Annotated in this window: 11 protein-coding genes; 4 read left to right on the plus strand and 7 right to left on the minus strand. The window is 63.1% G+C overall.

What is annotated here, in order from left to right:
- Positions 1-180 precede the first annotated feature (180 nt).
- Complete coding sequence (locus tag AMK05_RS13445) at positions 181-1,761, minus strand: Na+/H+ antiporter (RefSeq protein ID WP_064839143.1); 1,581 nt, start codon at positions 1,759-1,761, stop codon at positions 181-183.
- 217 nt (positions 1,762-1,978) lie between these two features.
- On the opposite strand from AMK05_RS13445, the gene AMK05_RS13450 reads away from it, so the two are divergent.
- Together AMK05_RS13450 and AMK05_RS13455 are read left to right on the plus strand one after the other, a co-directional pair.
- Positions 1,979-2,755 (plus strand): dioxygenase family protein, encoded by a 777-nt coding sequence (locus AMK05_RS13450; RefSeq protein WP_064839145.1) that lies wholly within the window; start codon positions 1,979-1,981, stop codon positions 2,753-2,755.
- Between the two features lie 114 nt (positions 2,756-2,869).
- Positions 2,870-3,151, plus strand: a complete 282-nt coding sequence (locus AMK05_RS13455) for a hypothetical protein (protein WP_064839147.1) — start codon at positions 2,870-2,872, stop codon at positions 3,149-3,151.
- An 18-nt stretch (positions 3,152-3,169) separates the two neighbouring features.
- Here AMK05_RS13455 and AMK05_RS13460 read toward each other — a convergent pair whose 3' ends face one another.
- The 3 genes from AMK05_RS13460 to AMK05_RS13470 all read right to left on the minus strand — a co-directional run bounded on the left by AMK05_RS13460 (position 3,170) and on the right by AMK05_RS13470 (position 7,766).
- Positions 3,170-4,660, minus strand: coding sequence for a right-handed parallel beta-helix repeat-containing protein (locus AMK05_RS13460; protein ID WP_064839149.1), 1,491 nt, complete (start codon positions 4,658-4,660; stop codon positions 3,170-3,172).
- Positions 4,661-4,991: 331 nt separating this feature from the next.
- The gene (locus AMK05_RS13465) at positions 4,992-6,482 is read right to left on the minus strand and encodes a right-handed parallel beta-helix repeat-containing protein (protein ID WP_064839151.1); all 1,491 of its coding nucleotides are present in this window, start codon (positions 6,480-6,482) and stop codon (positions 4,992-4,994) included.
- Between the two features lie 576 nt (positions 6,483-7,058).
- Entirely contained in the window at positions 7,059-7,766 is a 708-nt protein-coding gene (locus AMK05_RS13470; RefSeq protein ID WP_064839153.1) for a hypothetical protein, read from the minus strand.
- Between the two features lie 210 nt (positions 7,767-7,976).
- Between AMK05_RS13470 and AMK05_RS13475 the strand changes: the two genes are divergently transcribed.
- Positions 7,977-8,411 (plus strand): hypothetical protein, encoded by a 435-nt coding sequence (locus AMK05_RS13475; protein WP_237352096.1) that lies wholly within the window; start codon positions 7,977-7,979, stop codon positions 8,409-8,411.
- Entirely contained in the window at positions 8,408-9,754 is a 1,347-nt protein-coding gene (locus AMK05_RS13480; RefSeq protein ID WP_064839157.1) for a GAF domain-containing protein, read from the plus strand. The genes AMK05_RS13475 and AMK05_RS13480 overlap by 4 nt, the downstream gene beginning before the upstream one ends.
- 332 nt (positions 9,755-10,086) lie before the next feature.
- Here AMK05_RS13480 and AMK05_RS13485 read toward each other — a convergent pair whose 3' ends face one another.
- From AMK05_RS13485 to AMK05_RS13495, 3 genes are read right to left on the minus strand one after another with little or no spacing between them, the layout of a single operon-like run.
- Positions 10,087-11,325 (minus strand): ABC transporter permease, encoded by a 1,239-nt coding sequence (locus tag AMK05_RS13485; protein WP_064839159.1) that lies wholly within the window; start codon positions 11,323-11,325, stop codon positions 10,087-10,089.
- A 4-nt stretch (positions 11,326-11,329) separates the two neighbouring features.
- Entirely contained in the window at positions 11,330-12,469 is a 1,140-nt protein-coding gene (locus tag AMK05_RS13490; RefSeq protein WP_064839161.1) for an ABC transporter permease, read from the minus strand.
- Entirely contained in the window at positions 12,466-13,164 is a 699-nt protein-coding gene (locus AMK05_RS13495; RefSeq protein WP_064839163.1) for an ABC transporter ATP-binding protein, read from the minus strand. The genes AMK05_RS13490 and AMK05_RS13495 overlap by 4 nt, the downstream gene beginning before the upstream one ends.
- Positions 13,165-13,189 lie beyond the last annotated feature (25 nt).

Here is a 13,189-nt window from a genome sequence, read left to right on the forward strand (position 1 = left end):
GCATGTCGCCGGGAAGTGTGCAGCGGTGCCCGGATAACGACATGGATAAAAACAACAGCTAAAGCGCGTCGCATGAATCAAGTTACACGCGACACGCTTTAGAACGGGATGCCGAAGACGGAAAATTGCGGTGGCCGGACAGACACGCGTCGCCAGCGCCGCGGCGTGAGACACTGAACGTCAGGCCTTGGCCGAGATCGCGCTCAACTCCTCGAGATCGAGATCGCGTTCCAACTCGTCCAACGTTTCGTCATCGATGTCGCCGGCCCGGTGGAGACGAATGAGTTCCCGGCGCCCGGTCGCGACCGCTTCGAGAACGACGTCGAAGTGAGCTTGCAGCAACGGCACGTAGTGCTCGGTTCTCTCGGCATAGTCGACGATCGCCGTCGCCCTGCGCTGATAGCGCTCCAGCAATTGCGGGTGGATGAGCTTTCCTTCTGCGTCATAGGCCAGGTTTTGCACGATCCCGAACTGCACCTGTGCCATGGCGGCCTCGGCCTGGCTCATGGTGAGACGCGCTCTTTCCGTCTCCGGCGCCAGCCGCGCCCAGGCAATCACCCGCCCCAATGTCGTGCCCTGCACAAGCACGGTTCCAAGAATGACCGCAAAGGACGTGGCGAGGATGAAGTCACGGCCCGGGAACCCCTCTGGCAGGCTGAGCGCCAGGGCGAGCGTGACCACGCCGCGCACGCCTGCCCAGCTCAGGACGGTCGCACCGCCAGCTCCGAGCGGCCGGGTCCGTGTCAACCCCAGAGCCGCGCAGACGCGGATGATGAGATCGGAGGCGAAGATCCAGGCAAAACGCGCGACCACGAGCGTCATGAGGATTGCCAGCATCGGCAGTCCCATGGTCGCGATTACGGTGGTCAAACCGCCGCCGCGTTCGACGACATCCCGCAGCGACAGCCCGATCAATGTGAAGACCGCCGCTTCCATCAGGAAGATCATCACCGTCCAGAACGATGTGCCGCGCATGCGCGTCGCCGCTGAAAAGACCGTGTGCTGATGCCAGGAAGCGATCAGGCCCGTGCTGACGGTGGCGATGACACCGGAGACATGCAGCAGTTCGCCCAACAGATAGGAAATCCAGCCGAGCAGCACGGTGGCCGCAATAATGAGATAATCGTCGCCGAGATGGCGGATGAGTTTGACCCAGGCCAATCCGACCGCGATGCCGACGACGGCGCCGCCGAGCGCCAGCACGAAGAAACTGCCGACCGCCTCCCCCGCGCTGAAGGCGCCCGTTGCGGCGGCCGCAACGGCAAAACGGAAGAGCACCAGGCCGCTCGCATCGTTGAGCAGGCTCTCGCCTTCCAGCAGAATCTGCAACCGCCTTGGCAGTCGTACGCGCTCCAGCACGGCGCGCGCCGAAACCGCATCCGGCGGCGCAACGATCGCACCCAATGCCGCGCAGGCGCCCCAGGGAAGTGACGGAAAGATAAGGTGGGCGACAACGGCCACGACGACGCAGGTGAAGAATACCGCGCCGACGGCGAGCGAAGCGATGCCGATCATATGCCGCCGCAGCCGCGACAGCGCGATCGACCAGGCGCCGTCCATCAACAGCGGCGGCAGGAAGATAACCAGCACCAGCTCGGGATCGACCGATATCGCCGGCAGCCCCGGCACGAACGCCAGCAAGGCACCACCGGTCAGCAGCGCGACGGACGGTGGCAGTCCGAGCCTATGGGCGGCATATTGCAAGGCGATGATCGCGAGAAACATCGCGATAACGAGCTCGAATAAGTGAGTTGGTTCCATGCGCCCTGCCCCGGCTCAGCAACGAATGTCGGATGGCTGCCGCAAAGAATTACAGCGACCTTACGCATCTGAAAAGACATGACGCGCTGTAAAGGCTGCCTACCGTAAATGGGGAGTTGGAGACTTTGGCTCTCTCTGCCTTCAATCATTGCCTGGATTTAATTGGAGTTTGCTGCGCATCCTCTTTACACGCAGTGCCTTCGAGAAAGGAAGACCCATGCAAAGGCGAACCTTGGTGCTTGGAGGTGCGACCATCGTCGCTTCGACCGTGGCTGCGGTGGCGATCTGGCCAAGGCGGCATAGCACGGTTGCCGCCAGGACATTCGATTGGAAGGGAACGGATTTCCTGAGCGGCGGCACAAAATCGGTCGCATCGGAAAAGCTGCCTGCGCCGCTCTTCCGCAGCCGTCCGAATTGCACCGTGACATCAGCCCAGACCCTTGGCCCATGCCATGTCAACAATATTCCTGCCCGTCAGGATGTCTCGGAAGGGAAGGCCGGACTGCCGTTGCGGCTGGCCGTCCGCATCGTCCATGCCGCCGATTGCCGGCCGGTCGAGAGCGCCGATATCGAAATCTGGCATACCGATCATCGCGGCATCTATTCCGGCCGCGAGGCAGCCGAGATGTGTACGCTCGGTGACGCCGAGGCAGTCGGCAGCCTCGCCTTTCGCGGGCGCCAGCTGACGGATGCGGAGGGGCAGGCAAGCTTCCTGACGGCCTATCCCGGATGGTACAAAGGCCGCACGCCGCATGTTCACTGCCGCATCCTGGTCGAAGGCAAGGAGCTTCTCGTCAGCCAGATCTATTTCGACGATACGCTGAGCGACATCATCTATGGCGAGCATCCGGACTATCTCGGACGCCCTCCCCGCGATACCCGCAATGAAGCGGACGGCATCATCCCGGAAGACGCCGCCGATCACATATTCGACTTCGAGAAGCTCGACGGCGGCGTACTTTCCGCCACCATCACGATCGGCCTTTCTGCCTGAGCGGAACGCGCTTCCGGGCGACATGCATTAATCCTGCATCCGGCATGAAACCAGATGCAGCGTTCCTGCGTACTAACTCTCGACAGCGGAATACAGGCAGCGAGGGTTGACGGCATGGTCAGGAAAGTAGGCGCAGCGCACATCCCCCGACAAATCGCCGAACAGGGGTTGGCCAGGCTGATGATGAGGCTGCCCGCAACGCGGGCAACGATCAGAGCCACCGCGACGCGCCAACCCCATCTCTACGAACTCTGCGGAGCCTATGGCGAGGCCTGCGCGGTTCTTGATCGCATGCGCAAGGATCTGTCGGCCGACCCGGCGATCGTCACCGAATACGAGATCATCTGCGCGGAAATCGAAATCGACGTCACCCGGATTCTGCTCGAGGGCCGATGAGCTTGCCGGATATCCCTGTCAGATCAGCACGCCATCCACATCGATGGAGATGCTCAGCGTATCCGTATCGAAATGATGCGCAGCCCCATCGGAGATCTTATAGTGGAACGTCTCGCTCACGTCTCCGCTAACTCCGGCAAGCTTCGCCGCATCGAGCGTGTAGCTATAGTCGCCGTGATCGTCGACATGAATGCTGCCGTATTGGCCGGTCAGCGTCAGACCGTTCTTGCCGACGACTTCGCCCTCGAAGCGGCGAAGCAGCAGGATCCCATTGGCCGAACTGTCGTTTTCCAAGAGATTGCCATGATGGGCGCCATCCGTGTCGGCTGAGATTTTCAAGCTGTCATGGGCTGCGACAATTATCGGGGCCACGCCCACATGCGTTGTATCGCCGGCAACGTGACTATCAAGGCTGACAAACAGGGCGTCAGCCTCCTCGAGCGTCGTGTTGTTGCTGACGGGAAAGGTGTTCGCGGCGATAATGGCCGGCGATATGCTGTAGGGCGTGACATCGCTGGCAATGACATTGTCGTGGAAAGCTCCGGATGCAGGCCTGTCGACCTTCAGCGCCGCTTGCGACAGGTCGTCGAAAACGTTGTTGTGGACATCGATATCTTCGCGAACGTAACTGGTGGTGCCGGCGGAACTGACCACCACGCCCCATACGCCGTCATGGATGTAATTGCCTGAGATATCATAGTCCCTGGTGTCGCCCTGGTCGCCGAGGCCGACGGCGTAGGACCAGCTGTAGCCGCCATATCCCGATATGTCGTTGTCGTGGATGGCGATATTCGTGCCCGCCTGAGCTGCCACCCCGAAGCCGCCGCCAACCAGTGTGTTGTCCTCGATCACGGCATTCACAGGCCGGACGAGCGCCAGCACGCCCTTCGGGCTAATGGCGCCCGTCTGGTCGAGATAATTGCCGCTGATCAGGATGTTGCTGCTGTCGTTCATCTGCACGGCATCTGCCGTGGTGCCGTGGGCATTGGTAACGGTGTTGTTGAGAAGAGTGACGCCATTGATCTTCTCGATCCACACGCCGTCGCCGTTCACGTCGTTGATCGTGCTGTTTTCGATGGTGATATTCGAGCCTGTTCGGAAGGTGACGGAACCGGACTTGCCGGCCAAGCCGGTGTGATCGACCTCGACATTGCGCACCGTCCAGTTCGAGACATAGCCGCCATAAATGGCTGCACCGCCGGTATCCGAGATCTTGATGTTCTCGATGACGATGTTCGACGCATAAAGGCTATGAATGCCGTCACCGGGGCTATGGATGACCGGCGCATCGCCGATCCCGTAGCTGCCGATGGTGATCGGGGCGCTGGCGGTGCCGGAATATTTCAGGTCGAGCTGGTCGTTATAAACGCTTCCCGCGGCGAGCAGCACGCTATCGCCGGGCTGCAGCTTCAAATTTTCCACCGCCCAGAAGGATGCAAAAGGCGCATCCTCGCTCGTGCCGCTATTGTTGTTGGCGCCTGTCGCCGAGTTCACATAATAGACTGTCATATCGCCATATGCTCGCATTGTCGCGCAGCTGTGTGGGGATCAGCTGCAATGAGTGGATCGGATGCGGTCGGGGCGAAAGGCCATAGGACAATCTTCGATTGTCACGACGGCGGTAGACAGGCCGTGGCCTGCAATGCTCCCGAGAAGCCTGGCGGTGGCTGCATCCACGACAATACAACTTAAGGAAAAATAGTCTACAAAATAACGACTGAGAGGTGAATGAAACGGTAACGACCGTTTTGTAAGTAACGTAAGGGAATGGCCGCCCTCGCCCTTCAACGCCCCTTACGGGGCGCTTCGGGATGAGGGCGGAGAGAAGCCATCCCCTATCCTAGCTCAACAAGCCATCCATATGGATGAAGACGGTCAGCGTATCCGCGTCGCTGTGATGCGAGGTTCCATCGTCGATACCGTACTTGAAAGACTCGCTCACATGTCCGCTATGGTCGTCGGGCAGCTTCGTTTCGTCGAGAGTGTAGGCATAGTTGCCCTCCCGGTCCACGTGCATGGAACCGTAGTCCCCGGTCAGCGTCAGGCCGTGTTTGCCGACGGCTTCGTCGCTGAAGCGGCGAAGCACCAGGGTGTCGTTGTCGGAGCTGTCGTTTTCCAGAAGGTTGCCGCGATGGGCCTCACCCGTATCGGTGAAGATCTTCAGATTGTCATGGACGGCGACGACCGCCGGGTCGGCAGCCGCCTCCGTCGTAGCGGCAGCCTTGGTCTCGGTGCTTGCAAGCGCCGTGTCGACATTTGCGACCGTGTGGTTGTTACTGACGGAAAATGTGTGCGCGTCGACGATGGCAGGCGATATGCTGGTGGCCTTGACGCCGCTCTCGACGGTATTGTTGTAGAAGGAGCCGGATGCCGGCCTGTCGACCTTCAGCGCCGACTGGGTGAGATCGTCGAAGACATTGTCGTGGACCTTGATGCCAGTGAGACTATAGCTGGAGCCGGTGGCGCCGCTGACGGCCACGCCCCAGGCGCCATCGTGGATATGGTTGCCCGAGATGTCGTAATCCCGCGCACTGCCCTGATCGCCGAGGCCGACGGCGAAGGACCAGCTGTAACCGTGATATCCCGATATGTCGTTGCCGTGGATGGCAACGTTCTTCCCTCCAGGCGCACTGATGCCAAAGCCCCCGCCGGTCAGGACACTGTCCGCGACCACGGCATCGGTGGCCCGCACCAGCGCGATCCCCCCCTTCGGACTGACGGCATGCGTCTGGTCGAGATGATTGCCCTTGATCAGAATATTGCTGCTGTCGTTGACCTGCATCGCATCGGCCGTCGAGCCATTGGCGCTGGTGACGGTATTGTTGAGAAGTTTGACGCCGCTGACCTTTTCGATCCAGAAGCCGTCGCCTTTGACATCGGAGATCTTGCTGTCTTCGACCGTGACGTTCTTGCTGCTCCTGAAGGTGACAGCACCTGCGTTTTCCGACATTCCCGACTTGGCGATCTCGACATTGCGGACCGTCCAGTTGGTGACATCGCCGCCATAGATGGCCGCACCGCCGGTGTTCGATATCTTCAGGTTCTCGATGACGATGTTCGAGGCATAAAGGCTGTGAATGCCGTCGCCCCCGCTATGGATGACGGGGGTGGCCCCCGTCCCGTAACTGCCGATCTTGATCGGCGCGCTCTCGGTGCCGGAATATTTGATATCGAATTGCTCGTTGAAGACGCTGCCCTTGGCGAGCAGCACGCTGTCGCCCGGTTTCAACGTCAAGGATTCCACTTTGGACAAAGTCGAAAAAGCCGAGTTCTGGCCCGTTCCGCTGTTGCGGTCGGAGCCAGTCGCTGAGTTCACATAGTAGATTGTCATATCGCCATGTTGCCCTGTTCATCGGATCGCTATGTCGCCGCCCGACCGGCCGGAATCGGCTGATCGGAAACGCGGCGCGGGCAAACGTCCACGGCAAAAAGGCGAGAAGATGTTGTCAATGGGGCAGCGGCGAAGTTCGAGAATCTTATTCCCAGGCAATGGCGCGAGCTCCGATCATTCGCGAGAAAGCTGCAACCCTGCCTCATAAACTGGCGACCCGAGGGCGAATAAATCGCGGTTGTACGCTATCGTACCTTCCCTCCCCCTCGAACGCGCCGCAGATGATTCGCCCCTGGCCGCGCTTCATTTAGAAAGGCCGGCCGCGCCGTCGCTTCGGCGAATTTCGCCACCAGTTCGGCGGACTGGCGCCCGGCCAGGATCCGTGGGCCAGGCGCTGTGCGGCGATCCTCTCGCGCGCCATCATCGAAAGCAAAATGGGGGCAGCCGCGACAGTCGCCGCGGCGCGGACACTTGGCCGGAACGCCGGCCTCGCCGTTTGGTTTGCACATGGGTCTTCTCCCGATATTCACCGGATGCCGCGGGCGGAGCTTCGGTCCGCCGCCCGCGGCCGTCTTCTCAGGCCGCCAGCTTCAGAGCGTCGGCAAGCTTGGCGAAGTCGCCGGCCGAAAGCCCCGGGCGGACGGCGAAGTCGATGACTGCCTGGAAGATTTCCGGCGGCGCATCTTTCTTCATGGCGCCGAGCAGTGCCGCCCGCTCCGCCGGATTGATCGCCGGGATCATGATGCGCATGAAGGCCATGCTTTTCTCCGGCGGCAGGGAGCCGATGATGCGCATCTCGATGCCGAAGATTTCCGGGTCGTCGAAGTTGCGCCACAGCAGCGGGCCGGTCACCGCCTCCTCCTCGTGCATATGCGCGAAGTCGTCGGCGATATAGGCGGCAAAGGCGAGATAAAGCTTGCGGCCGCAGGCTGCCTTGTGCAGCGGCCAGGCTTTTTCCCAGGCGACCACAAGCTCTTCCAGCTCGCGGAACGCGGTGCGGTGGTCGTCGTGCTGCTCGTCGAGCGTGACGGTCGAAACGCCCTTGTCGGCAAGCGCCGTGTGGATGTTGTCGTCCTCGTGCATGACATGGGAGGCGGCCAGCATCAGGTAATGGCGCAAGTCGCCGATCAGGAAGACCGTCTCCTCGACATTCTGGAAATCGGTCGTGCCGAGGCGTCCGAGCAGGTCGCAGCCGGCCTTGCGCAGGCCCTTGTGGATCGCACCGTAAATGTCGTAGCGGCCATTGAGATCGGGAATGCTGGTAAGCGAGAATTCATGGCTCATGATGGTTATCCTCTCGTTATCAGGCGCCTCTTTTTGTGCGCCGGGCTGATGACCGTGAGATAACCGAGGCCTTTGCGAGGCGCTTCCTAAAACCATCCTAAGCACTTGGAACGATTGCTAAGAATATCCTAAGTATCTATCATCGCCTGACTTGGGGTGGGGAAAAGCATGCTGGGGCCGGAACTCGCAGAATTCATAGAAAGTCCCGTCATGATACTGTTCGCGACGCGCGACGAGGCCGGCCGGCCGATGATCGGCCGCGGCTCCGGCGTGCGCGTCGACCGGCAGAGCGGGCATCTGCACTTTCTCGCCTCTCGCTGCCAATGGCCTGATGCCGTCAGCGAGGCGCAGGTCGGCCGGCCGATTGCCATGACCTATGTGCGGCCCGCCGACTACAAGGCCTGCCAGATCAAGGGCCGGATCCTCACGGCAGGGCCGGCGGACGAGGCCCACCGGGCACAAGGCGAAGCCTATGTCGCAGAACAGCTGGCGCGAATGCTGGCGCTCGGGGTCACCCGCATGCAACTCTCCAGCACGCTGTCGGACCGGGACCTCGTCTGCCTGACGATCGAGCCGCAGGAAATCTTCGAGCAGACGCCGGGGCCTGGCGCCGGACGCAGGCTGATGCCGGAAGCCGCCGCATGATTCCGCTCGAAGGGCTGCGGGACAGCTTCGAGGGCATCATTCCCTCCATCATCGCTACCGCCGATGCTGACGGAATGCCCAATATTTCCTATCTCTCGCACGTGCATTACGTCGATGAGGGGCATGTGGCGCTCTCCGACCAGTTCTTCTCCAAGACCGCCGCCAATGTGGCGCGCAACGGGCTCGCGACCGTGATGGTGGTCGACGGCTATAGCGGCCAGCAGCACGTGCTCGACCTGGCGTTCGAGCGCTCCGAGACGGAGGGCGAGACATTCGAGCGGATGGCGATCCACCTGGAGATCCTGGAAAGCCGGATGAGTGGGATCATGAAGCTGCGCGCCGTCGACATCTACCGGGTGGAGGACTGCCGGGCCGTGCCGGCGGCCAATCCGCTGGTCGAGCCGGAGCCGCTCTTTCTGCCCGACCTGATGGGCAAGGTGGCGCGGCTGACGGCACGGATGTCGGATTGCAGCGATCCGGAAACGCTGCTCGACGCCACGCTCGAGGGCCTGGGCGAGCTCTTCGGCTACCACAATTCCATGGTGCTGGTGCCGGACGGCGAACGCGGCGGGCTGACGACAATCGGCAGCCGGGGCTACGACCAGTTCGGCTTCGGCGCCGAGGTTCCGGCCGGGCGCGGCATTGTCGGACTTGCGGCCGAGCGGCGGCGCAACGTGCGGATCACCGATCTCAGCCGCGGCCTGCGCTATATCAAGGCCGTGCAGGCCATGGCGGGCGTCGAGGATGCGACGCCGATCCCGCTTCCGGCGCTCGAAAAGCCGCTCAGCCAGATCGCGCTGCCGCTTGTCGCGCGGGGAAGGCTCGTCGGCGTGCTGTTTTCGGAAGCGACCGAGCGCTTCACCTTCCGCCATCGCGACGAGGAAGCGCTGATCGTGATCGCCGCCCATCTCGCCACCGCGCTCTCCTTCCTGTCCGAGGAACGCGAGCGGGCGGAGACGAACGGGCGGGAAAAGGCCGAGGCCCCGGCCGACGAGGCCGCCAGCGCGCCCGCCGATCGGCGCATCGCCGTTCGTTTCTATCCGCGCGACGGCTCGCTGTTCATCGACGACGACTATCTGATCCGCGGCGTGCCGGGGCGGCTGCTCCTGCACTTTCTCCAAGACTATGCGCGCACCGGCAAGCGGGACTTTCTGAACCGCGAGATCCGCCGCGACCGTCGCCTGCAACTGCCCGACTTCAAGGACAATTTGGAAACCCGGCTGATCCTCCTGCGCCGGCGACTGGAGGAGAAGGCAGGCCCGATCACACTCGAACGCGCCGACCGCGGCCGCCTGCGGCTGACGCTCGCCGGGCGGCCGGAGATCGAGGTGGTGGAGGAATGATGCGGGCGGCCAGGTTTCGCTGCTTGGCACGTTTCGCTCACTAAGGCACTGGAAATTGCAGGAATTCGCAACGTGTAAGGATGGGGCAGCAATAGAAGTTTTGCCGTGTTGCTGCCTCATCTGCCTGCCGGCATCTTCTCCCCGAGGGGAGAAGCGGCCGAGACGCGAGCATCGTGTCCACAAAGGGTGCGTTCAAGAAGGGCGAGACGTTGCCGCGACTCCTCTTCTCCCCAGCGGGGGTCTGAAGGACGGGCCGTGGCTCGCCCAGGCTGATGCCGGCAGGCAGATGAGGGGGCCATGGCACAGCCTCCAAGAAAGCCAGAATCGTGTTCCTACCCTCTCGCCCGCAACGCCGCGCGGAGCGGCAGCCGCGCAGCTGCTAACGCCGGCAGGGCGCCGCCGATCACCCCGACCGCCAGCCCGAGCAAACCCGCCGTCAAAAGCACATCCGGCGTCACCACAAGCTGAAACGCCATCTTGGTGTTGTTGGCGCCCATCGTGCTCGCCTGCCAGCCGTCAAAGGCGAGCCGCGAGGCGATGCCGCCGGCGGCCGCGCCGAGAGCCGAGAGCAGCACCGCCTCCACCCAGGTGGCGGCGAAGGCCGGCAGGCGGGCAAAGCCGAGGAGGCGCAGCGTGGCGATCTCGATGGCGCGATCGGAAACCGAGCTCATCATCGTGTTCAGGGCGCCGGCGGTTGCGCCAATCGCCATCAGAAGCGCGACCGGCCAGCCGAACAGGCGGATCAGGCTCTCGATGCGCTCGGCCTGGCCGGCATAGAGATCGGCCTCGGAGACGACGGCAAGCGGCGGACCCGGCAGCGTGGACAGCCGTTCCCGCAGCGCCGCCAGCGCCCTTTGCGGATCGTCGCCGGCAAGCCGCACCCGCAGGCTCTGCACCTGCCCCTGCCGGCCGAAGGCCGATTGCACGGCTTCGAGATCAGCCCATATCTCGGATTCGAAGGCGCTGCCGCCTGATGTGAAATGGCCGGCGACCCACCAGTCGACCGCGCCGAGCCGTACCGTGTCGCCGACCGCAAGGCCCGGGAAGGCATCCGCGAGGCGGGCCCCGATGACGATCTCACGCCCACCCGGCGCAAACAGCCGCCCCTCTGAAAGCCGGGCACGCTGGCGCATCGCAGGTCCGGCCGGGTCCATGCCCCGCAGCGACAGCGTCTGCTCGACGCCGTCGGCGGCCCTGACATCGATGGGAACGACGACCTCGCGCGACATCGCCAGACCGCCCGCCCCATCGCCCGGACCGGCGCGGGCAATCCCAGGGTTGCGGGCAATCCCGGTGTCGCCACTCGCCGCAGCAAGGCTGCGGATTGCTTCGGCAGGCACGTCCGAGCCGGTCTCCTGGTTGGTGCCGCCGCCGAGGATGACGGCGATATCAGGCGAGCCGGCCCCGGCAAGCGCTGCCTCGAAGCCGCGCGCCATTGCCAGAAATCCAGCGAGCACCGCCACGACGAGCGCCACCGACAGCACCATCGACAGCGAGATCGCAAGCCGCCTGGGCAGGCTGCCGAGATTGACTCTGATCATGAGAAAGATCTGCTTGAGCGCTGAAGACATTGGACTATCTCGTTCTGAAAGCATTGACGATGGGCAGCCGCATGGCGCTGTAAGCGGGCAACAACCCGGTCAGCAGGCCGAGCCCGGCGATGATGGCTGCGGATTTCAGCAGCACCGCCGCGCCGAAGACGAGGCCGAAGGCCGGCCCGATCAGGAGTGCGGCAAGCTTGGCGAGGACGAGCCCGCCCGCGCCGCCGACGGCGAAGATGAACAGCGTCTCGCCGAGGATCAGCGCCACGATCCGCCCGCGGGAAAAGCCGAGCACCTTCATGACACCGATCTCGAAACGACGCTCGCGCACGGCAAACAGCATGGTGTTCACAGCGATCATCAGGATGGTGACGAAGGCCGCACCGACGACGAGGCTGACGATGAGGCCGACATCGGCGAATTGCCGGAGGAACGCCTCGAGGAACTGCTTTTCCGATTGCGTCCGCGTCTGCGCCGCCGAATTGGCAAACAGAGCGTCGATCCGCGCCGCCAGTATGCCTGGCGACACGCCCGGGCGCGGACGCACCACGAAGGCGTCGACCATATCCTTGTCGCGCGCACGAGCGGCATTGAGCGCATCGTAGCGGGCGAGCATGAAATAGGTGTCCGTGCCGGCATCGGCACCCTCGAAGATGCCCGCGATGGTGAAATTCCAATTCCGGCTGCCGTCGGCCTTCATGATCTGGCTGGTGAGGCCGATGCGCTGGCCGATCGACCAGCCCTGCGCCTCGGCCAATGCCCTGCCGACCAGCACCCGGTCGCCACCGTCTTCCAGCGCCGCGATCAGCTCGGACGTCAGCCCGAGTTCGGCGCCATTGGCGGCGGCAATCGCCCGCGGATCGACCGCGCTGACGGCCACGACATTCTTCTCGACCTCGACGAAACCCCGCATCCGCGTGGTATAGGCGACGGCGGCGACATCGCCTTCCGCCGCGATGCGGTTGAGATAAGCAATCGGCAGCGGCAGCCCCCGGCCGGATTTGTTGAACACGCCGAGCAGATTGTCGCTGGCGCCGGCCGCCCCCTGGCTGCCGCTGACGAAACTCGCCGTCAGTCCGTAGATCAGGAAAGCGATGCCGACCGAAAACATCAGCAGGATCGCCCGCAACCGCTTGCGCCAGGCATTGCGCCGCATCAGCTGGAAAAAACTCATCGGCCTTCCCCCTCAGTGAATTCGCCTTTGTTGAGATGCAGCGTGCGCCGGGCAAAGGCAGCGGCCTCGGGATCGTGCGTGACCATGATGATGGTCTTCTGAAGTTCGCGATTGAGCAAATCAAGCATCTCCAGGATATCATTGGCCGATTTCCGGTCGAGATCGCCGGTCGGCTCGTCGCAGAGGATGAGATCCGGATCGGCGACGATGGCACGCGCAATGCCGACGCGCTGCTGCTGCCCGCCCGACATGCTGGACGGAAACTGCCGCTGCCGCCCAGAAAGCCCGACGAGATCCATGACCGTATCGACACGCGCCCGCCTCTCCCTCCGCGTCAGCGGCTTCAAGAGCAGCGGCAGCTCGATATTGTCAGCCGCATTCAGCATCGGCAGCAGATTGTAGAACTGGAAGACGATGCCCAGGCTGTGCGCCCGCCAAGCCGCCCTGGCGCCCTCGCCCATCTGCTCAAGCCGGCTGCGCCCGATCCGGATCTCCCCGGCGTCGGCACTGTCGATGCCGCCCAGCATATTCAGCAGCGTCGATTTCCCCGAACCCGACGGCCCCATCACCGCGACGAAATCGCCGCGCGGAATGACAAGATCCAGCCCCGAGAAGATCGGTATGGTCTCCGCCCCGATCCGGAACGCCTTCCTGACGCCGGCTAGCGCGATATAGGGCTCTTGAGTGTCGGTCATTGCTTTGCTCCTTGGTGGTTCGTTG

Origin of the sequence: Rhizobium sp. N324 (assembly GCF_001664485.1) — a bacterium.
GTDB lineage: Bacteria > Pseudomonadota > Alphaproteobacteria > Rhizobiales > Rhizobiaceae > Rhizobium.

Coding starts and splice junctions, on each gene's coding strand:
- AMK05_RS13445 (WP_064839143.1), bottom strand. CDS start 1,761: ATGGAACCAACTCACTTATTCGAGCTCGTTATCGCGATGTTTCTCGCG.
- AMK05_RS13450 (WP_064839145.1), top strand. CDS start 1,979: ATGCAAAGGCGAACCTTGGTGCTTGGAGGTGCGACCATCGTCGCTTCG.
- AMK05_RS13455 (WP_064839147.1), top strand. CDS start 2,870: ATGGTCAGGAAAGTAGGCGCAGCGCACATCCCCCGACAAATCGCCGAA.
- AMK05_RS13460 (WP_064839149.1), bottom strand. CDS start 4,660: ATGACAGTCTATTATGTGAACTCGGCGACAGGCGCCAACAACAATAGC.
- AMK05_RS13465 (WP_064839151.1), bottom strand. CDS start 6,482: ATGACAATCTACTATGTGAACTCAGCGACTGGCTCCGACCGCAACAGC.
- AMK05_RS13470 (WP_064839153.1), bottom strand. CDS start 7,766: ATGAGCCATGAATTCTCGCTTACCAGCATTCCCGATCTCAATGGCCGC.
- AMK05_RS13475 (WP_237352096.1), top strand. CDS start 7,977: ATGATACTGTTCGCGACGCGCGACGAGGCCGGCCGGCCGATGATCGGC.
- AMK05_RS13480 (WP_064839157.1), top strand. CDS start 8,408: ATGATTCCGCTCGAAGGGCTGCGGGACAGCTTCGAGGGCATCATTCCC.
- AMK05_RS13485 (WP_064839159.1), bottom strand. CDS start 11,325: ATGTCTTCAGCGCTCAAGCAGATCTTTCTCATGATCAGAGTCAATCTC.
- AMK05_RS13490 (WP_064839161.1), bottom strand. CDS start 12,469: ATGAGTTTTTTCCAGCTGATGCGGCGCAATGCCTGGCGCAAGCGGTTG.
- AMK05_RS13495 (WP_064839163.1), bottom strand. CDS start 13,164: ATGACCGACACTCAAGAGCCCTATATCGCGCTAGCCGGCGTCAGGAAG.